Here is a 19,589-nt window from a genome sequence, read left to right as displayed (position 1 = left end):
ATCCTCCTCTACCGCTTCAGCAGATCCGCGTCGTCGACCGACGCCGAACGGCGCGATCGGAAGATGGTCATGATGATGGCGAGACCCACGACCACCTCGGCCGCGGCGACGACCATCGTGAAGAAGGCGATCACCTGCCCGTCGAAGGACTGGTTCATCCGGGCGAAGGTGACGAAAGCGAGGTTCGCGGCGTTGAGCATCAGCTCGATGCACATGAAGACGACGATCGCGTTGCGTCGCAGCAGCACTCCGGCGGCACCGATGGTGAACAGCAGCGCCGAGAGGTAGAGGTAGTTCTCCGGGTTCATGAGCGGCCCCCCGAATCCTGGCCTCCCAGGTTCTCCGGGGCCTCCGTGTTCTTCTGGCGCAGGGTGCGGGCGGCCAGGATGGCGTTCACCGAGAGATCGGAGGGACTGCCGTCGGGGAGTCGTGCGGGGACGTCCACCGCGTTGTGCCGGGCGTAGACACCGGGACTCGGGAGCGGGGTGATGTTGATGCCGGTGCGGAATCGCGCCTGCGACAACTCCTTCTGGGTGAGGCGCGGACCGAACTTCTCCCGGTGGGCCAGGACCATCGCGCCGAGGGTCGCGGCGATGAGGAGCGCACCGGTCAGCTCGAACGCCCACAGATACCGGACGAAGATGAGTTCGGCGATGGCCTCGATGCCGTAGTTGGTGTCGTCGGCGAGGGCGCCGGGCGCGGTCGCGCCGGAGGTGACCGCGATGGTGGCGTTGCCGATGCCGGCGATCATCAGGACGCCGAAGCCGAGACCGATGAGCATCGCGGCGACACGTTGCCCTCGCAGGGTCTCTTTCAGGGAGTCCGAGGAGTCGACGCCGATGAGCATGAGGACGAAGAGGAACAGCATCATCACCGCGCCGGTGTAGACGACCACCTGCACGACGCCGAGGAACACCGCACCCTGCGCCACGTAGAAGACCGCCAGCACGATCATCGTGGTGGCCAGGAAGATCGCGGAGTACACCGCCTTGGTGGCGAAGACGACGCCGAGCGCACCGGCCACCGCGATCACCCCGAGCACCCAGAACTGCACGGCCTCACCGGTCGAGGTGCGGACCACCTCGTCGGCCAGGATCGCGGTCACCGGCCCGGGCGTCATGGTCGCGGCTCCCGGGCACCCTCGCGCACCGTCGGTGTCGGGAGAGGTGTGACCCGGCCGTCGGAGGTGATCTCGCCGCGGTAGTAGTTCTCCTCGGTCGAACCGGGCGCCATGGCGTGCGGCGGCGGTTCGACGCCCGGTAACAGAGGCGCCAGAAGCCGGTCCTTCTCGTATATGAGGTCGGCGCGGTTGTCGTCGGCGAGCTCGTAGTCGTTGGTCATCGTCAGCGCACGGGTCGGGCAGGCTTCGATGCAGAGTCCGCACCCGATGCAACGCAGGTAGTTGATTTGATAGACGCGGCCGTATCGCTCACCGGGCGAATACCGTTCGTCCGGCGTGTTGTCGGCTCCCTCGACGTAGATGGCGTCGGCGGGGCAGGCCCACGCACAGAGCTCACAGCCGATGCACTTCTCCAGCCCGTCGGGATGACGGTTCAGTTGGTGCCGGCCGTGATAGCGGGGCGCGGTCGGCCGTTTCTCCTCGGGATACTGCTCGGTGATGCTCGGCTGGAACATGCCACCGAAGGTGACGCGTAATCCACTGACCGGCTTGAGGAAATCAGGCATCGGTGGTCTCCCTGCTCGGCTTCTCTTCGGCGGGAAGGGGCGGCTCGGGATCGATCCGGACGGGCTGGGATCTCGAATCCGTCGAGGGCATCGGCGGCACGGGGAAGCCGCCGGCCATGGGGTCGAACTCGGTCGGGCTCTGTGGTTCGGACGAGGCGTCCGGCACATCCGGTACCCGCATCATCCGCCAGATCGCGTAGCCGATGAGTGCGGTCACGGCGAGACCGGCGCCCGCCGAGACGAGTGCCCGGATGAGGCCGGCGTCGTCGCCGCCGATGGAGGCGCGGATGATCGCCACGACCATCACCCATGTCAGCGAGATCGGGATGAGCACCTTCCAGCCCAGGTTCATGAACTGGTCGTAACGCAACCGCGGCAGGCTCGTCCGGAGCCAGATGAACACGAACAGGAACGCCCAGACCTTGATGGTGAACCAGAGGATGGGCCACCACCCCGAGTTCGCCCAGTCGAAGGCGCTCAGCGGCCACGGCGCCTGCCAGCCGCCCAGGAACATCGTGGTGGCCAGGGCGGAGACCGTCACCATGTTGATGTACTCGGCCAGCATGAACATCGCGAACTTCAGCGATGAGTACTCGGTGTGGAAACCGCCGACCAGCTCGCCCTCGGCCTCCGGCAGGTCGAACGGGGCACGGTTCGTTTCACCGACCATCGAGATCGCGTAGATCACGAACGACGGCAGCAGCAGGAGGAAGTACCAGTGGTGCTCCTGCGCCGCAACGATTCCCGAGGTCGACATCGTCCCGGCGTCGAGGAACACCGCGGCGAAGGTGAGGCCCATCGCGATCTCGTAGGAGATCACCTGGGCGGTGGAGCGGAGTCCGCCCAGGAGGGGATAGGTCGAACCGGACGACCAACCGGCCAGCACGATCCCGTACACGCCGACCGAGGTCACGGCCAGGACGTAGAGCACCCCGACCGGCAGATCGGTGAGCTGCAACGGGGTTTGGTGACCGAACACCGACACCATCGGTCCGAACGGGATCACCGCGAACGCCATCACCGCGGGGACGACCGCGATGATCGGTGCGAGGAGGTAGATGACCTTGTCGACGCCGGACGGGATGATGCCCTCCTTCAGCGCGAGTTTCACACCGTCGGCGAGACTCTGGAGGATTCCGCGGGGCCCGACGCGGTTCGGCCCGATCCGGGACTGCATGCGCGCCATGATTTTGCGCTCGAGCAGGATCGCGACCAACGGGTTGACGACGAGGAACGCGAAGACGGCGACCGCCTTGACGACGACGAGCCAGATGGGGTCGTGGCCGAAGTCGGCGAGGTCGGGGTAGTCGATGGCGAGAGCGGTCATCGCACACCTCCCGCGACATCCGCCGACGAGGCCGGCGCCAGCGCGACGAGATCACCCGCGCGGGCCCGGAGGTCGGCGTGCACTCGGGAACCGGGGGAGTTGAGCGGAACCCACACGACGCGGTCGGGCATGTCGGCGTACTCGACGGGCAAGGCGATCTCGCCGTCGGCGGTGCTGATCCGGACCCGCCCGCCGACCGCGACGCCGGCCTCGGCTGCGGTCGTCGGCGACATCCGTGCCACCGGCAGACGTGCGGTCCCGGCGAGGTGCGGCTCGCCGTCCTGCAGACGTCCGAGGTCGAGCAGCAGGTGCCAGGTGGCCAGGACGGCCTGACCGGCCGCCGGTGCGCGCTGGGAACGTTCATGAGCGACGAGGGCCGGGCGCTCACCTGCCCACGCTCCGATGCGGCGCAGATCCATATGGATGGTCTGCGGCCCATCACAGCGCAGGTCGACGCCGAGACGCCGTGCGAGCGCATCCAGTACCCGATGGTCGGGAACATGTCCGGACTCGGTCAGCGCGGCGGTGAAGCTGCGCGGACGGCCCTCCCAGTCGACGAACGTGCCCTCCTTCTCGGCGACCGTCGCCACCGGGAACACCACGTCGGCGTGCGGGGTCACCGTCGAGTGCCGCTGTTCGAGACTCACGACGAAGGGTGCGGCGGCGAGTGCGTCGCGCGCAGCCGCGGGATCGGGGAGATCGTCGAGGTCGACGCCTGCGACGATCAGTGACAGCCCGTGGTAGCGGGCCGCGTCGAGGATGCCGGTGGTGTCGCGACCGGGCAGGGTCGGGATGCCAGGACCCCACACCTCCGAAACAGCTTCGCGCGCCGCGGTGTCGGTGATCGGCCGTCCGCCCGGCAACAACCCGGCGAGAGCGCCGACCTCGAGTGCGCCCCGCTCCCCCGCACGCCGCGGGATCCAGGCGAGGCGGGCGCCCGTGCGGTCGGCGAGGTCGGCGGCGGCCTGCAGGCCACCCGGGACGCCGGCCAGTCGCTCCCCGACGACGATGACCGAACCCGCTTCGCCCAGATGGTCGGCCACCTCGTCGGAGGCGAGGATCTCCCGCTCGGCGCCCGGCGCGACGGGGAACAGTCGAGCATCGAGTTTCTGCGCCCCGCGGCTCGAGAACGGGGCCACGGTGGCCACCCGCTGCCGGTTCGTCCGCACCGCCCGGCGAAGACGGAGGAAGACGATCGGGGATTCCTCCTCGGGTTCGAAACCCGCGAGGAGTACCGCCGGTGCGTCGGACAGGTCGCCATAGGTGGTCTCGAGACCTCGTCCGGCCACCCGGGCGGCGAGGAAGGACGCCTCCTCGGTGCTGTGGACGCGGGCGCGGAAATCGATGTCGTCCGTCTTCAGCACCGTGCGGGCGAATCGTGCGTAGGCGTAGGCGTCCTCCACGGTGAGGCGTCCACCGGCCAACACGCCGACATGCCCACTGGCCGCCGAGATTCCCTCGGCGGCAACGCGGATGGCGTCCGCCCACGACGCCTCCCGGAGATCGCCGTGCCGGTCGCGAACCAGGGGAGACGTCAGGCGGTCGGCCTCGGTCGCGTAGGCGAAGGCCCACCGCCCCTTGTCGCAGTTCCACTCGGAGTTGACCTCTGGGTCGTCACCGGCGAGGCGCCGGAGCACCTTGCCGCGCCGGTGATCGGTGCGCTGGGCGCAACCGCTCGCACAGTGCTCACAGACACTCGGCGTGGAGACGAGGTCGAAAGGCCGCGCACGGAAGCGGTACTGGGCACCGGTCAGCGCGCCGACCGGGCAGATCTGGACGGTGTTGCCGGAGAAGTACGAGTCGAACGGCTCGTCGGAGTAGATGCTGACCTGTTGCAGCGCACCGCGATCCGCCAGTTCGATGAGCGGATCGCCGGCGACCTGCGTGGAGAAGCGCGTGCACCGGGCGCACAGGACGCATCGCTCGCGGTCGAGCAGGACCTCCGACGACAGCGGGACCGGCTTGGTGAACGTGCGTTTGACGCCGTCGAACCGGGACTCGCTGCGACCGGCCGACATGGCCTGGTTCTGCAGCGGGCACTCACCGCCCTTGTCGCACACCGGACAGTCGAGTGGATGATTGATCAGCAGCAGCTCCATCACGCCGCGCTGCGCATCCGCGGCGATCTGCGAACTGAGTTGGGTCCGGACCACCATGCCGTCGGTGGCCGTGGTGGTGCACGACGCCAGGGGCTTCCGCTGGCCCTCGACCTCCACGAGGCACTGGCGGCAGGCACCGACCGGGTCGAGCAACGGGTGATCGCAGAAGCGGGGGATGGTGATCCCGATCTGCTCGGCGGCGCGGATCAGCAAGGTGCCCTTCGGCACCCGCAGCTCGACGCCGTCGATGGTGATGCCGACGAGATTGTCGGCCTGGGTCGTCGGATCACTGCCGTGAGTGAGGGTCATCGGGCATCTCCCGTCGGCTCGGAACCGAGGACGGTCGACAGCGAGTGGTCGAACGGGCAACCGTGATCGAGGTGGGCGAGGTATTCGTCTCGGAAGTACTGCAGCGACGACACGATCGGGCTCCCCGCGCCGTCGCCGAGCGCGCAGAACGACTTCCCGACGATGCTGTTGGTGACGTCGGAAAGGGTGTCGAGGTCGGCGGCGGTGCCGCCCTCGTGCTCGAGCCGATGGAGCAGCTGCACCAGCCAGTAGGTGCCCTCCCGGCACGGCGTGCACTTACCGCACGACTCGTGCGCGTAGAACTCGGTCCAGCGCAGCACCGCACCGACGACGCAGGTCGTCTCGTCGAAGATCTGAAGAGCCTTGGTGCCCAACATCGATCCCGCGGCGCCGACCCCTTCGTAGTCGAGGGGGACGTCGAGATGCTCCGGTGTCAGCAGCGGCGTCGACGATCCGCCCGGGGTCCAGAACTTGAGTTCGTGCCCGGCGCGGACACCGCCGGCGCGTTCGAGGAGTTGCCGCAGGGTGATCCCGAGCGGCGCCTCGTACTGACCGGGATGGGTGACGTGGCCGGACAGGGAGTACAAGGTGAATCCCGGCGACTTCTCGGTGCCCATCGACCGGAACCAGTCGACGCCGTTCCGGATGATCGACGGCACGCTGGCGATGGATTCGACGTTGTTGACCACGGTCGGGCTCGCGTAGAGGCCGGCGACCGCCGGGAAGGGCGGGCGGAGGCGCGGCTGGCCCCGACGACCCTCGAGTGAGTCGAGCAGCGCCGTCTCCTCGCCGCAGATGTAGGCGCCCGCCCCGGCGTGCACCACCAGGTCGAGGTCGAAGCCCGAGCCCAGAATGTTCTTCCCGAGATAGCCTGCGGCATAAGCCTCGTCCACGGCGGCACGCAGCCGTCGCAGGACCGAGGCGACCTCCCCGCGGACGTAGATGAACGCATGGTGTGCGCGGATCGCATACGCCGCGATGATGACCCCCTCGACGAGGGTGTGCGGCGTCGCGAGCATGAGGGGCATGTCCTTGCACGTGCCGGGCTCGGATTCGTCGGCGTTGACCACGAGGTAGTGCGGAATCGACGGTTCGGCGTCGGCGGACTTCTCCTGCGGGATGAACGACCACTTCATGCCGACCGGGAAGCCGGCGCCGCCGCGTCCTCGCAACCCGGAGGCCTTCACCATCTCGATGACGTCGTCGGGCGGGGTGTCGAGCGCGGTCCGCAGGCCGAGGTACCCGTTGTGGCGCAGGTAGTTCTGCAGAGACCAGGACTCGGGCTCGTCCCAGTGCCGGGACAGCACGGGGGGTTCCGGTGGGTCGGGTTCGGCAGGTTCGCTCGTCGCCTGGTCAGCCGGCAGAAGGGGATCGGCCGACGAGGGTGCGGCCCCGGCGAGTTCGAGCTCGGTCTGGCGGAAGGAGCACACGCGCCCGGTGCCGCGGGCGGGTTCGACCGAGACGCCGGCACGGAGGTCCTCGATGAGTTCGATCGTCGACTCCGGGGTCTGGTTGTCGAAGAACTCCCAGTTCACCATCACCACCGGTGCAAAATCACATGCGGCGTTGCACTCGACGTGTTCCACCGTGATGCGTTCGTCGGCGGTGGTGTCACCGGGGCGAACACCGAGGTGGTCGCAGACCGCGCGGAGGATGTCGTCGCCGCCGAGGGTGGCGCAGAGCGTGTTGGTGCAGACCCCGACGAGGTACTCGCCGGTCGGCGAGCGGCGGTACATCGAGTAGAAGGTGGCCACCGAAGCGACCTGGGCGGCGGTCAGATCGAGCTGCGCCGCGCAGAACTCGATGCCCGCGCGGGTGATGTATCCGTCCTCGGACTGCACCAGATGAAGCAGGGGGAGAAGGGCCGACCGCGACTGTGGGTAGCGCGCGATGATCGGCGCCGCCTGCTCGGCGAGGCGTTCGGTGGCCTCGGCCGGGTAGGCGGAGGGGCCGCCGAAGGTGATGGTCGGCGCCGGGATGCCCTGGGCCGGCGCGGCATCTTCGGTGGGCGGCGAGGTGGACAGCTCCACGAACACGGGATCGGTCATCGGTCCACGCCTCCCATCACCGGGTCGATACTGGCGACGGCCGTGATGACGTCGGCGACCATGCCGCCCTCACACATCGCGGCCACCGCCTGCAGATTCGTGAACGACGGATCGCGGAAGTGGACCCGATAGGGCCGGGTGCCGCCGTCGCTGACCATGTGGACACCGAGCTCACCGCGCGGGGACTCGACCGCGACGTAGCACTGCCCGGCCGGTACCCGCATGCCCTCGGTGACCAGCTTGAAGTGATGGATCAGCGCCTCCATCGACGTCCCCATGATCCGGGCGATGTGCTCGGGGGAGTTGCCGAGACCGTCGGGGCCGAGGGCCAGATCGGCCGGCCAGGCCAGCTTGCGGTCGGCGACCATGACCGGACCGGGCCGGAGCCTCTCGAGGCACTGTTCGACGATGCGGATCGACTCGCGCATCTCCTTGACGCGGATCAGGTAGCGGCCGTACGAGTCACAGGTGTCGGCGGTGATGACGTCGAAATCATAGGTCTCGTACCCGCAGTACGGCTGCGTCCTTCGCAGATCGTGCGGATAACCGGTGGACCGCAGCACCGGTCCGGTGATGCCGAGAGCCATGCAACCCGTCAGGTCGAGGTATCCGACGTTCTGGGTGCGCGCCTTCCAGATGTAGTTGTCGTTCAGCAGGTCTCCGAGCTCGTCCAGGCGACCGGGTAGCTGGGCGATGACCTCGGCCACCTGTTCCGGCCCGTCGGGTGGCAGATCCTGCGCGACGCCACCCGGTCGGACGTAGGCGTGATTCATCCGCAGGCCGGTGATGAGTTCGAAGAGGTCGAGGATCAGTTCCCGTTCGCGGAAGCCGAGGAACATCGCGGTGACGGCACCGAGCTCCATTCCGCCGGTGGCCAGGGCCACGAGATGGCTGCTGATCCGGTTCAGCTCCATCAGCATGACGCGGATGACGGTGGCCCGTTCGGGGACGTCGTCGGTGATCCCGAGGAGCTTCTCGACGCCCAGGCAGTAGGCGGTCTCGTTGAAGAACGGCGACAGATAGTCCATTCGAGTCACGAACGTGACGCCCTGCGTCCAGTTGCGGTACTCGAGGTTCTTCTCGATCCCGGTGTGCAGGTAGCCGATTCCGCAGCGCGCCTCGGTGACCGTCTCGCCCTCGATCTCCAGGATGAGGCGGAGCACGCCGTGGGTCGACGGGTGCTGGGGACCCATGTTCACGACGATGCGTTCGTCGCCGGGTTGCTGTTCGGCGCGAGTGCGGACGTCGGAGACGATGGAGTCCCAGTCCTGTCCGGAGACGGTGTAGATGCGGGTCGGGGTCTCCTCCTCGCGGGGCGTCGCGGCGCGGGATTTCGACGATCCGGTGGCTGTGTCGGTCATCAGCTGTACGACCTCCTCCGGTCCGGTGGGTCGACGCGGGTTCCCTTGTACTCGATGGGTACTCCGCCGAGCGGGTAGTCCTTGCGCTGCGGATGGCCCTCCCAGTCGTCGGGCATCTCGATGCGGGTCAGCGAACGGTGGCCGTCGAAGACGATGCCGAAGAAGTCGTAGGTCTCGCGTTCGTGCCAGTCGTTGGTGGGGTAGATGTCGCAGATGCTCGGGATGTGCGGATCGGTGTCGGGCGCCGACACCTCGAGGCGCACGCGCCGGTTGTGGGTCAGGGAGGCGAGGGGATAGACGGCGTGCAGTTCCCGGTCGGCGTCCCCGGGATAGTGGACCCCGTTGACGCCCAGGCACAGTTCGAAGCGCAACGCGGGTGCGTTGCGCAGGGTCAGCGCAACCGTGCGGAGGTGTTCCCGCGCGACGTGGATGGTCATCTCGTCGCGGAAGACGACCACCTTCTCCACCGCCGCGTCGTAGGACTCTCCGAGTTCGGCCGGCAAAAGATCGGCGACCTCGTCGAAGTAGCTGCCATAAGGTCGAGAAGAGCTGGGCGGCAAGGTGATCGGATCGATCAGACCGCCGTATCCAGAAGTGTCACCGGTGCCCGGTGCGCCGAACAGTCCGTGCCGGACGCCGATGACCTCGGGATCGGGCGGTTTCGGGTCGGGCATGCCGAGGTCGGTCATCGCAGCAACCCCTTCATCTCGATGGTCGGAGTGGCCTGCAGGGCAGCGCGTTCCGCCGCCCAGATGGCCTCCTCGCGGTTCACCCCGAGCGGCATCTCCTGGATCTTCTCGTGCAGCTTGAGGATCGCGTTCAGCAACATCTCTGGTCGGGGAGGGCAACCCGGAAGATAGATGTCGACCGGCACGACGTGGTCGACGCCCTGGACGATCGCGTAGTTGTTGAACATCCCGCCGGACGAGGCGCAGACCCCCATTGCCAGAACCCATTTGGGTTCGACCATCTGGTCGTAGATCTGCCGGAGCACCGGGGCCATCTTCTGGCTCACGCGGCCGGCGACGATCATCAGGTCGGCCTGCCGCGGAGACGCCCGGAACGCCTCCATGCCGAATCGGGCGAGGTCGTAGCGACCCGACGTCGTGGACATCATCTCGATTGCGCAGCAGGCGAGTCCGAAGGTGGCCGGCCACAGCGAACCCTTGCGCATGAAACCGGCGAGATCCTCGACGGTGCTCAGCAGGAAACCGCTGGGGAGTTTCTCCTCGAGTCCCATGACTGACCTCCTTGCAGACGGTTACCGGTTGAAAAGTCCTCAGTCCCAGCTCAGTCCGCCGCGACGCCATTCATAGGCGTAGGCAACGGAGACATTGACGATGAACAAGAGCATGGCCGCGAGGCCGAACCAGCCGAAGGAGTCGAAGGCGACGGCCCAGGGGTAGAGGAAGACGATCTCGATGTCGAAGATGATGAACAGCATCGCGGTGAGGTAGTACTTGACCGGCACCCGCTGGACCGGGCCGCTGAACGTGGGGCCCTCGCCCCCGCGACGGGAGGCAGGAGTCAGGAGGCTCTGGCCGACCGGCTCGATGCCACACTCGTACGCCTCGAGTTTGGCGCGGTTGTACCGTTTCGGGCCGATCGCGACGCCGATGAAGACGCTGAAAACGGCAAACGCCACGCCGATTGCCCCGAGGATCATGATCGGGACGTAGGCGTTCAAAGCGTGGACTCCTCCTCGCTCCGGGCGGCCGAAACGCCTGGTGGGCGGTTCCGGCTCGGCGATTGTCCTGCCCGTGCCAGTGGTTCGGTCAGAACCTCCCGACGCGGTTGTGAGCTACAACACAAGCCTAGGTGGTCGTCCCGCGGGAGTCACCCGTTTCAGGCAGTTCGGCGTTTCTCGACCATCTCGACGAAGGCCTCCGGGAGGGCGATCGGATCGACCGGGAGCGTGGCGACGGCATCGGCCCGCGACCATTCGGCGAGCCAGCGATCGTCGGCGCGGCCGAGCAGCACGAGCACCGGTGGACTCGGGTCCAGTTCGTCCTTCATCTGTTTGGCGATCCCCATCCCGCCGGCCGGAGAGGCCTCGCCGTCGGCGATCACCGCATCGACGACTCCGGCGTCGAGCTGGGCGAAGACCATTGGAGCCGTGGCGACTTCGATGAAGCTGAGTTCGGGGATATCCTGGGACGGCCGGGTACCGAGCGCACCGATGACCTGGGCCCGGGTATCGGAATCGTCGGAATAGACCAGCACGCGCAGCGACCGGGCAGCCTGGGGGTGGGTCACGCGTGCGATGTTACCGGTGGGGGCGTCGGGGTGACCCGGTTTTGCACTTCGTCCGGTGGTCCGTGCTAATGCCGAGCTGCTCGCGAAAGTTTTTGTGGAGAAACGTTATTGGTATGCCGACGCACAGTTGTGGCCGCCTACCGGCAGGCCAGGTCAGGGCAACTGTCCGAAAAGTCGGGGTTTGCGTGACGATCGGGTTACCCATAAGGTAAGCCGAACCTTACTTAGGTAAGTACACCCTGATAGAGAGTTGCCGAGATGTCGTACCCGCTTACGCGGCTTCGGCGGTCAGTCGCCGCCCTGTCCACGCTCCTCGTCCCCGTGCTCGTCGTGACGGCGTGCGGCGACGGAGGCTCCGACGCCGACCGTGCCAACGGGCCGGAGACCGCGACGACGCTGACCGTCGCGACCAACAAGGACTCCGGTCCGCTCAACATCTTTGCTGGTCAGACCGATCAGATGGCCGAGATGGTGTACGACAAGCTGCTGGCTCCGTCGCCGTACGTCGCCGAACCGCAGCCGTGGCTCGCGACCTCCGTCGAGCAGATCGACGCGACGACGTGGGAGGTCGCCCTCCGAGACGACGTGAAATGGCACGACGGTGAGCCGTTCACCGCCGATGACGTCATGTTCAGCTTCCACTTCATGCATGCCGCGCCGACGGGCCGTTTCACCCATCACATCAATGACACGCCGTCGATCTCGACCGTGGTCCCGACCGCCGACGGCGTCCGTTTCGTCTGCGACTACGCCTGCCCTGAATTGGGTACGGTGACCCTGGCCGACCTGCCGATCCTCCCGGAGCACGTCTGGTCGAAGATCGATCCCGCCGACGTCAAACAGGTGACAGACCTGCCGATCGGCACCGGGCCGTTCAAGCTCGTCGACTACAACCCGACGTCGGGTTACCGCTTCGAGGCCAACACCGACTACTTCGCGGGCAAGCCCACCGTCGACGAGATCGTCATGCCGGTGATCCCGGATGCGTCGGCCACCTTCACCGCGCTGCGTTCGGGTGAGATCGATGCGACGACACGTCCACTCAATCCCGAACTCGTCGAACAGTTCCAGGCGACGCCGAACATCGGGGTCATCGAGGCCTCACCGCTCCAGTACCCCGAACTCAAGCTGAACTTCCTCGAAGCCCCGTTCACAGAGGCCCGCTTCCGTACCGCGATGAGCCGTGCGGTCAACCGCGACCAACTGCTCGAAGTGGTTGCCCTCGGACGAGGCCGCCCCGCGACGCAGGGCTACGTCCACCCCGACGCGCCGTACGCCAAGCCGGACACCAACACCCCGTACGACGCCGACGAAGCGCGCACCATCCTCGACGAGCTCGGTTACCGCGACGTCGACGGCGACGGCAAGCGGGAGAAGCCCACCGGTGAGAAGCTCTCGCTGACCCTGTACGTCGACGGTGGGCTCGCCCCCGACGTGCGGGCGGCCGAACTCCTCCGGGAGGACTTCGGCGCTGTGGGCGTCGACGTGTCGATCAAGGCCCTCGACGCGGGTTCCATTTCCGAGGTCAGCTCGGACAAAGCCTACGACATGCTGATCACGACGAACTCCCCGCACGCCGTTGCCGATTCGACGCAGTTCATCATGTCGCACCGTTCGGGCAACCTGTGGAAGCACCCGACCCTGCCCTATCCCGAGTTCGATGCGCTCTACGAGGAGTGGAAGGTCACGGAGACCAACGAGGACCGGATCGAGGCGCTGTACAAGATCCAGGACGTCTTCAACAAGCAGCCGACGGCCATCGGCCTGTACTACCCGGAGGAGTACTGGGGCTACCGCTCGGACAAGTTCGGTGGCTGGGTGGTGACGCCGGGCTACGGCATCGTGCAGAAGTGGTCCTTCCTGCCGCGCGATGTTGCCGAGAAGGCTCACGCGATCGCCCCGACCGACTGACATGTACGCAGATCGACTGTGGTCGCTCGTCCGACGGGCCGGCCAGTACCTGCTGGTGCTGTGGGCGGCGGTGACGCTGAACTTCGCGCTACCGCACCTGGCGCCGGGCGACCCGGTCGTCTACCTGTACGGCGGTGAAGAAGGCAACCTCGCGCCGGAATACGTCGAGCAGATCCGCGCCGAGTACGGACTCGATCACAGCATCTTGGAGCAGTACCTGTCCTTCTGGACAGGTCTGCTCCGAGGTGACCTGGGCATGTCGGTGTCGATGAACCGACCGGTGTTCGACGTCCTGATGGACAAGCTGCCGTGGACGGTGGCGCTCGTCGGCCTGGGCCTGCTGTTCGCCGCGGTCCTGGGCACCTTCCTCGGAACCTGGGCGGCATGGCGTCGTGGATCCAGGCGGGAGACCGCGACCGTGACGGCGACGCTTGCCGTGGACTCGATGCCCGGTTTCTGGGTCGGCATGATCCTCATCGCGATCTTCTCCGTGGGGCTCGGCTGGTTCCCGTCCTACGGTGCCGCCACCATCGGGTCGTCGGGTTGGGCCTGGTTCGGCGAGGTGATCTCACGGCTTGTCCTGCCGGTCGCGACCCTGACGATCGCCGGCGTCGGCGGCTTCTTCCTGCTTTCCCGGGCCTCGACCGTGGTGGTGCTCGACGAGCCCTATCTCCGTCTCGCCCGTGCCAAAGGGTTGCGCGAGCGGCAGGTGGCCCTGGGCCACGCGATGCGTAACGCGTTGCTGCCGGTCTTCACCACTCTCACGCTCGCCGTGGGCACCATGCTGTCCGGTGCGGTGGTCGTCGAGACCGTCTTCTCGTATCCGGGTCTGGGAAAACTGACCTACGACGCGGTGACCACCCGCGACTACCCGCTGCTGCAAGGTGCGTTCCTGCTCACGACGATCGGCATCATCGGGGCCAACATCATCGCCGATCTCACCTATCCACTGATCGACCCGCGGGTCCGGCGCCGACGTCACGAGACGGCCGAATCGGAACTGCAGGAAGCGGTTACACCATGAATCGGGCAACCGCCGTGGGCAGCGGCCCCACCGTGTCGTCCAGGTCGCAAACCTCGGCCATCGTCGGCGCGAGCATCCTCGGGCTCTTGGCGGTGTGCGCGATCTTCGCGACGTGGATCTCGCCCTATGACCCCGGCGAACGCGTCACCCGACCGTTCGCGCGGCCTTCCGGTGACCACTGGCTCGGCTCCGACGACGCCGGCCACGACCTGTTCTCCATGCTGTTGCACGGCGCCGAGATCTCGTTGATGGTAGGCATCGTCGCGGCGCTGGCCGCCACCCTGATCGGGGCACTGGTCGGAGTCGTCGCAGGCTACTGCCGCGGCCCGGTCGACTCGGTGCTGATGCGCGTCACCGACGTCGTCCTGTCCCTACCTGTGCTGCCGCTGACGATCGTCGTCGGCGTGTTCATCGGCCCCGGATTGTCCACGCAGATCCTGGTGATCTCCTCGGTCCTGTGGGCGGGCCTGGCTCGCGAACTACGATCCCAGGTGCTGTCGCTGCGTGAGCGCGACCATCTGCAGGCCCTGCGGTCGATGGGCGCGACCACTCCCTACGTGCTCCGGCGTCACGTGCTCCCGGCTGTTGTGCCGCTGGTGATCCCGCAGTTCATCTTGGCCACCAAGACCGCGGTGCTCCTCGAGGCGTCGCTGTCCTTCCTCGGTCTCGGCGACATCTCGGCTCCGAGTTGGGGATCGATGCTTTCGCTGGCACACAAGCGCAGCGCATTCCTCACCGACGCCTGGATGTGGTGGGTGGTGCCGCCGGGAATCGCCATCGCCGCAACCGTCCTGGGCTTCGCACTGATCGGCAACGCATTGGAAGATCGGTCCCGGCCGATGCTGGTGCGGCGGAAGAAGTCGTCGAAGAAGCCCACGGTCCGACACTCCCCGCCGGCCGCCGATGCTCCGCCGATCCGGATCTCGCACCTCTCGGTCACCTACCGTGAGGACGGGAAACACACGGTCGACGACGTGAGCCTCACGGCGAATGCCGGCGAGATCGTCGCCCTGGTAGGGGAATCGGGAAGTGGCAAGTCCACTGTGGCCGCGGTCGCCGTCGGCCTACTGGCACCGGCCGGTGAGATCACCTCGGGTTCGGTGGAGATCTGCGGGACCGACGTCACCTCCATGCGTCCCGATGAACTACGGACCATGCGCGGCAACGACATCGCCTTGATACCGCAGGAGGCGATGAGTGCGCTCAATCCGGTGCAGCGCATCGGTGACCAGCTGATCGAGGCCATCCGGGTTCACCGCGACGTGACCCGGGCGTCGGCACGGGCGCGTGCTCTCGACCTTCTCGGTTTCGTCGGTATCGACGAAAACCGGATCGACGCCTACCCGCACGAACTCTCCGGCGGGATGCGTCAGCGGGTGGTGATCGCCACCGCCCTGGCCAACGACCCGACGGTGCTGATCGCCGACGAACCGACCAGTGGGCTCGACGTGCTCGTGGAGGCCGAGGTCCTCGACCTGCTGTCTCGTCTGCGGAACGAGCTCGGACTCACCGTACTGCTGGTGTCCCACAATCTCGCGGCGGTCGAGAGGGTCGCCGACACCATCGCGGTGATGTACGACGGCAAGATCATCGAGTCCGGACCGACAGCCGAGCTGATGGCCCATCCGCAGCAGGAGCACACCCGCGAGTTGCTGGGTTCGATCCTCCGGTTGGGACCCGCCACAACGGAACTGGTGACCACATGAGTCTTCTCGAGATCTCCGGACTGTCCGTGCAGTTCGGTGAACACACCGTCGTCGACAAGGTGGACCTGCGCGTCGACGCCGGCGAATCCGTTGCCCTGGTGGGCGGCTCGGGGGCAGGGAAGTCGACGGTCGCGAAGGTCGTCGCCGGCCTGGTCCCCGCATCTGCGGGTTCGGTTGTTTTCGACGGCACCGACCTGCTGTCGCTGTCCCGACGGAAGGCCCGACCCCTCCGTCGAGACATCCACCTGGTGTTCCAGGACCCGTATTCCTCACTGCCGCCCACGATGCGGGTATCCGACATCGTTGCCGAACCTCTGGTCATCCACGGGATCGGTGATCGGCAGGAGCGTGCCGACGCGGTGGTCCGCGCGCTCGAAGCCGTGAATCTGTCCCCGGCGCAGGATTATCTCGACCGGTTCCAGCACCAGCTGTCCGGCGGCGAACGGCAACGGGTGGCATTCGCACGGGCGGTCGTGGCCGCGCCCCGGCTCATCCTCGCCGACGAGCCGACGAGCGGCCTGGACGCATCGTTGCGGATGGAGATCATCGATCTGATGGACCGTCTGTGTCGCATCGACGGTATCGCCATCGTCCACATCACCCACGATCTCGCTCTCGCACAACGCGGTTCGAAACGCGTCGTGGTGATGAAAGCCGGTCGTGTGGTGGAATCCGGCTCGGTGGACGAGGTGCTGTCGGCACCCCGAGATCCCTACACCGCACGACTCGTGTCAGCCGCGAGTCGGCCGCGGAACGATTGAGAGAAGGATGATGACAAAGTTCGCCATGGTGACGATGTATCCGACAGGGGAAGGGTCGCCCTTCGCCGAGGGGAGACTCGGCTTCGACGTCACCGGTATCGACTGCTACGCCCTCGACGACGCGACCCTCGCACCATTCGACGTGCTCGTCTTCTCCTCGACCGTCGACCAGGAGCATCTCGCGCGGCGTCGGGACGTGATCCGCCGCTTCCTCGACGCGGGCAACGTGGTCATCTTCGGTGGACATCTGCACCGCGACTGGCTGCCCGGTACCGAGCCGTTCGTGCCTGCCCTACCGCAGCGCCGCGCCACGTACGAGGTCGCCGAGGTCGCGGAGCACCCCATCTTTGCCGGGGTGACGAAGCTCGACATGGACACCCGCCGCGGGGTCCGAGGATTCTTCGCGCGCGGTCACCATCCGGTGCCCGACGGCGCCGAGATCCTCGTGCGGCTCATCGGTGGACAGCCGGTCACCTACATCGACCGCGTGTCGACCGCAGGCACCGTTTTCGTCCATGCGACGGCTGACCTGTTCGCCTACTCCTCGGGGATCGAGGACAGTACCGCCGCGCAGATCCCGTCGCAGCTCGCACGATGGGCGTGCGACGAGGTCGCCGACCTGCGTGCGAGACCGCGTCCGGCAGGTAACGCACCCACCGACCCTCGGGAAGAGTTGCCCGAGAGTCCCTCCACGGGAACAGGTTCCGGGGTTGCCGCGGTTTACGGTGGTAATGCCCACCACCATCGGGCGTTGACCATCGAGAAGTACGGCCAACACCTCACTGGTGGTCTGCTGTATCTCCCCGAGCTCGCCACCACCGACCTGCGCGGCTACGACGCCGTCATCATCCCGGAGCGGATTCATCGCGGACACCTGAACGCGGCGGCGCCACGAATCCTCGAGTTCCTCGAATCGGGTGGCACCGTAGTCGCTTTCAGTGGCGGGGAGCCCTTCGCGGACTTCCTTCCCGGCGTGAGGTGGGCGCATCGTCCGACCAATTACTGGTGGTGGCTCGAGGACGGTGCCGACATGGGGCTGCGATCCCCCCGACCGGACCACTCCCTCTTCGGTCGGCTCGATCTGAAGGCCTGCACATGGCACTACCACGGCGTCCTCGAGCCACCCGCCGGTGCGGAGGCGCTGGTCAATCTGCCGACCGGGGAGACGTTGCTCTACATCGACGAGGTGACCACCCCCGGCACACTTGTGGTTTCCACACTTGATCCGATGTCGCACTTCGGTGCCTACTTCATGCCCGCGACCGAACGGTTTCTCGACGGGTTCATGCCATGGCTCCCGCAGTTCGCGGCCGCCCAGGCGCGCACGTCGCGCCCGCTCAACGACCAGGAGGTCACCAGATGACAGATCTGACACTCGTCGACCAGGGAAAGACGTTGTCCTACAGCATCGACGACGTCATGCTCTACCACGGCCCGGGCTTCCCCGGCGGAGTGGCGCACGCGTACAAGGTGCTCGAACGCGCACTGCCGATGCTCGGTGCCGACGGAACCGTCGAACGCCGAGACATCCACGTGGCGACGGCCCACCGGGGTCCGGGCGTCCGGGACACCATGGAGATGGTGACGCGCGCGGTGACCGAGGACCGGTACTCCGTCGACTCGTCACTGGAACGCAACGATCGCGGAGAGACGCTCGAGCGCTACGTCTTCGAACTCTGCTACCGCGACAGGCGCGTCCGGCTGGAGATCCGTGAGGGCTTTGTCACCGACGAGTTCATCCGACTGGGTCGTCAGACCTCCCGGACCGAGACCGAGGAACGACGGCTGACGGTCCTGAAGCAGGAGATGGCCGAACGGCTTCTTTCGGCGCCCGCCGAGGACGTCTACGACGTCGTCGACGTCTGACGAAAGCGTGGATCGGTAGCGAAAAAGCCCCTGCAGCGATGCCGACCGCTGCAGGGGTCGCCGTGCCGGCCTCAGTGCTCGGTCGAGAACCCGACGCGGCGCCGGTGGACCTCGAGCGCGAAGGTGACGAGCTGATCGATGAGATCGGCGTAGGGCACGCCGGTGGCCTCCCACAGCTTCGGGTACATCGAACCCGGGGTGAACCCGGGGATGGTGTTGACCTCGTTGAGCAGCCACCCGCGGCCGTCGGCCTCGTAGAAGAAGTCCACCCGGGCCATACCGGTGCAGCGCATCGCCGTGAAGGTCCGGGCCGCGAGCTCCCTGGCCTCCGCGATCACGGCGTCGGGCAGGGCGGCCGGGATGACGAGCTTCGCCGCGCCGGTGACGTACTTGTCCTCGTAGTCGTAGAACTCGCTGCCGGGTTCGATCTCGCCGGGCACCGACGTCTCGGGTGCCGTGTCGCCGAGGACGGCCACCTCGATCTCGCGGCCGGTGACGGCCTCCTCGACGATCACCACGTTGTCGTAGCGCAGGGCCAGGTTGATCGCGGCGTCCAGCTCGCGCTCGTCATGGGCCTTGGAGATGCCGACCGACGACCCGAGGTTCGCGGGCTTGACGAACACCGGGAGCCCCAGCTCCTCGACGACCCGCGAGACGATGGTGTCCGGGTCGTCGACGCCGTCGCGGAACTCGACCCAGCGGCACTGCGGGATACCGGCCTGCGCGGCGACGATCTTCGCCATCGCCTTGTCCATGCACACCGCCGACGAGAGCACCCCGGCGCCGACGTAGGGCAGCTTGAACAGCTCGAGCATCCCCTGGATGGTGCCGTCCTCACCATGCGGTCCGTGCAACAGCGGCAGGACGACGGTGATCGCCTCGTCGGCGTGACCACGGAGCTCGGTCAGCGGGTCGACGACGGTGCCGGCCACCTCCAGGACGTCGGGCAGCGGCGTGCCGTCGGCGATCGCGGCCATGGCTTTGTCGTTGCGCAGCCAGGTGCCGTCCTTGGCGATGCCGATGGGGACCAGATCGTATTTTGCCCGGTCAGCGGCGGCGAGAACGTGCGCGGCTGTGACCCGTGACACATCATGTTCGGCGGAGACCCCGCCATAGAGGACCACAAGACGCAGGAGCCGCGAAGACATGCATGTCACGATACGGCCCCCGGCAACCGAGTTCTCGGGGTGGACTGGCCGGTTGTGGGTTTCGACACGGCTCCTCGCTGCGCTCGT

The 19,589-nt window shown here is 67.0% G+C and carries 18 protein-coding genes; 6 read left to right on the top strand and 12 right to left on the bottom strand.

Going from position 1 to position 19,589, the window contains the following annotated elements; translation table 11 throughout:
• Nucleotides 1-8: 8 nt before the first annotated feature.
• The 11 genes from nuoK to OK17_RS01045 all read right to left on the bottom strand — a co-directional run bounded on the left by nuoK (nucleotide 9) and on the right by OK17_RS01045 (nucleotide 11,086).
• On the bottom strand, nucleotides 9-308 hold the full coding sequence (gene nuoK / locus OK17_RS01095) for an NADH-quinone oxidoreductase subunit NuoK (protein WP_005200546.1): 300 nt from the start codon (nucleotides 306-308) through the stop codon (nucleotides 9-11).
• On the bottom strand, nucleotides 305-1,120 hold the full coding sequence (locus tag OK17_RS01090) for an NADH-quinone oxidoreductase subunit J (RefSeq protein WP_461416416.1): 816 nt from the start codon (nucleotides 1,118-1,120) through the stop codon (nucleotides 305-307). The genes nuoK and OK17_RS01090 overlap by 4 nt, the downstream gene beginning before the upstream one ends.
• Nucleotides 1,117-1,686, bottom strand: a complete 570-nt coding sequence (gene nuoI, locus OK17_RS01085) for an NADH-quinone oxidoreductase subunit NuoI (protein WP_154881961.1) — start codon at nucleotides 1,684-1,686, stop codon at nucleotides 1,117-1,119. Before nuoI ends, OK17_RS01090 begins: the two co-directional genes overlap by 4 nt.
• Complete coding sequence (gene nuoH, locus OK17_RS01080) at nucleotides 1,679-3,013, bottom strand: NADH-quinone oxidoreductase subunit NuoH (RefSeq protein ID WP_232717339.1); 1,335 nt, start codon at nucleotides 3,011-3,013, stop codon at nucleotides 1,679-1,681. The genes nuoI and nuoH overlap by 8 nt, the downstream gene beginning before the upstream one ends.
• Nucleotides 3,010-5,421, bottom strand: a complete 2,412-nt coding sequence (locus OK17_RS01075) for an NADH-quinone oxidoreductase subunit G (protein ID WP_461416415.1) — start codon at nucleotides 5,419-5,421, stop codon at nucleotides 3,010-3,012. Before OK17_RS01075 ends, nuoH begins: the two co-directional genes overlap by 4 nt.
• Nucleotides 5,418-7,469: an NADH-quinone oxidoreductase subunit NuoF gene (gene nuoF / locus OK17_RS01070; RefSeq protein WP_232717337.1), complete on the bottom strand. Its 2,052-nt coding sequence runs from the start codon at nucleotides 7,467-7,469 to the stop codon at nucleotides 5,418-5,420. The genes OK17_RS01075 and nuoF overlap by 4 nt, the downstream gene beginning before the upstream one ends.
• A complete protein-coding gene (gene nuoD, locus OK17_RS01065; protein WP_232717336.1) occupies nucleotides 7,466-8,830 on the bottom strand; it encodes an NADH dehydrogenase (quinone) subunit D in 1,365 nt (454 codons plus the stop codon). The genes nuoF and nuoD overlap by 4 nt, the downstream gene beginning before the upstream one ends.
• Nucleotides 8,830-9,519, bottom strand: coding sequence for an NADH-quinone oxidoreductase subunit C (locus tag OK17_RS01060; protein ID WP_461416414.1), 690 nt, complete (start codon nucleotides 9,517-9,519; stop codon nucleotides 8,830-8,832). Before OK17_RS01060 ends, nuoD begins: the two co-directional genes overlap by 1 nt.
• Nucleotides 9,516-10,070, bottom strand: a complete 555-nt coding sequence (locus OK17_RS01055) for a NuoB/complex I 20 kDa subunit family protein (RefSeq protein ID WP_154881966.1) — start codon at nucleotides 10,068-10,070, stop codon at nucleotides 9,516-9,518. The genes OK17_RS01060 and OK17_RS01055 overlap by 4 nt, the downstream gene beginning before the upstream one ends.
• A 39-nt stretch (nucleotides 10,071-10,109) precedes the next feature.
• The gene (locus tag OK17_RS01050; RefSeq protein WP_006866513.1) at nucleotides 10,110-10,517 is read right to left on the bottom strand and encodes an NADH-quinone oxidoreductase subunit A; all 408 of its coding nucleotides are present in this window, start codon (nucleotides 10,515-10,517) and stop codon (nucleotides 10,110-10,112) included.
• Nucleotides 10,518-10,675: 158 nt separating this feature from the next.
• A complete protein-coding gene (locus OK17_RS01045; protein ID WP_232717334.1) occupies nucleotides 10,676-11,086 on the bottom strand; it encodes a hypothetical protein in 411 nt (136 codons plus the stop codon).
• 258 nt (nucleotides 11,087-11,344) lie between these two features.
• On the opposite strand from OK17_RS01045, the gene OK17_RS01040 reads away from it, so the two are divergent.
• From OK17_RS01040 to OK17_RS01015, 6 genes are read left to right on the top strand one after another with little or no spacing between them, the layout of a single operon-like run.
• Complete coding sequence (locus OK17_RS01040) at nucleotides 11,345-12,997, top strand: ABC transporter substrate-binding protein (RefSeq protein ID WP_232717333.1); 1,653 nt, start codon at nucleotides 11,345-11,347, stop codon at nucleotides 12,995-12,997.
• A gap of 1 nt (nucleotide 12,998) precedes the next feature.
• Nucleotides 12,999-14,021 carry an ABC transporter permease gene (locus OK17_RS01035; protein ID WP_461416413.1) on the top strand — a complete coding sequence of 341 codons (1,023 nt, stop codon included), beginning with the start codon at nucleotides 12,999-13,001 and terminating at the stop codon, nucleotides 14,019-14,021.
• A complete protein-coding gene (locus tag OK17_RS01030; protein WP_232717330.1) occupies nucleotides 14,018-15,727 on the top strand; it encodes a dipeptide/oligopeptide/nickel ABC transporter permease/ATP-binding protein in 1,710 nt (569 codons plus the stop codon). The genes OK17_RS01035 and OK17_RS01030 overlap by 4 nt, the downstream gene beginning before the upstream one ends.
• Nucleotides 15,724-16,488 carry an ABC transporter ATP-binding protein gene (locus OK17_RS01025; RefSeq protein ID WP_232717328.1) on the top strand — a complete coding sequence of 255 codons (765 nt, stop codon included), beginning with the start codon at nucleotides 15,724-15,726 and terminating at the stop codon, nucleotides 16,486-16,488. The genes OK17_RS01030 and OK17_RS01025 overlap by 4 nt, the downstream gene beginning before the upstream one ends.
• A gap of 7 nt (nucleotides 16,489-16,495) precedes the next feature.
• Nucleotides 16,496-17,851, top strand: coding sequence for a ThuA domain-containing protein (locus tag OK17_RS01020; RefSeq protein ID WP_232717326.1), 1,356 nt, complete (start codon nucleotides 16,496-16,498; stop codon nucleotides 17,849-17,851).
• Nucleotides 17,848-18,354 carry a hypothetical protein gene (locus tag OK17_RS01015; RefSeq protein WP_232717325.1) on the top strand — a complete coding sequence of 169 codons (507 nt, stop codon included), beginning with the start codon at nucleotides 17,848-17,850 and terminating at the stop codon, nucleotides 18,352-18,354. The genes OK17_RS01020 and OK17_RS01015 overlap by 4 nt, the downstream gene beginning before the upstream one ends.
• 71 nt (nucleotides 18,355-18,425) lie before the next feature.
• Here the strand turns inward: OK17_RS01015 and OK17_RS01010 are convergent, their stop codons facing one another.
• A complete protein-coding gene (locus tag OK17_RS01010; RefSeq protein WP_461416412.1) occupies nucleotides 18,426-19,502 on the bottom strand; it encodes a D-alanine--D-alanine ligase family protein in 1,077 nt (358 codons plus the stop codon).
• Nucleotides 19,503-19,589 lie beyond the last annotated feature (87 nt).

It is taken from the genome of Gordonia sp. GN26 (assembly GCF_054823965.1).
The sequence above is the reverse complement of the archived record's forward strand: the minus strand, read 5'-3'. Positions and strand labels throughout refer to the sequence as shown.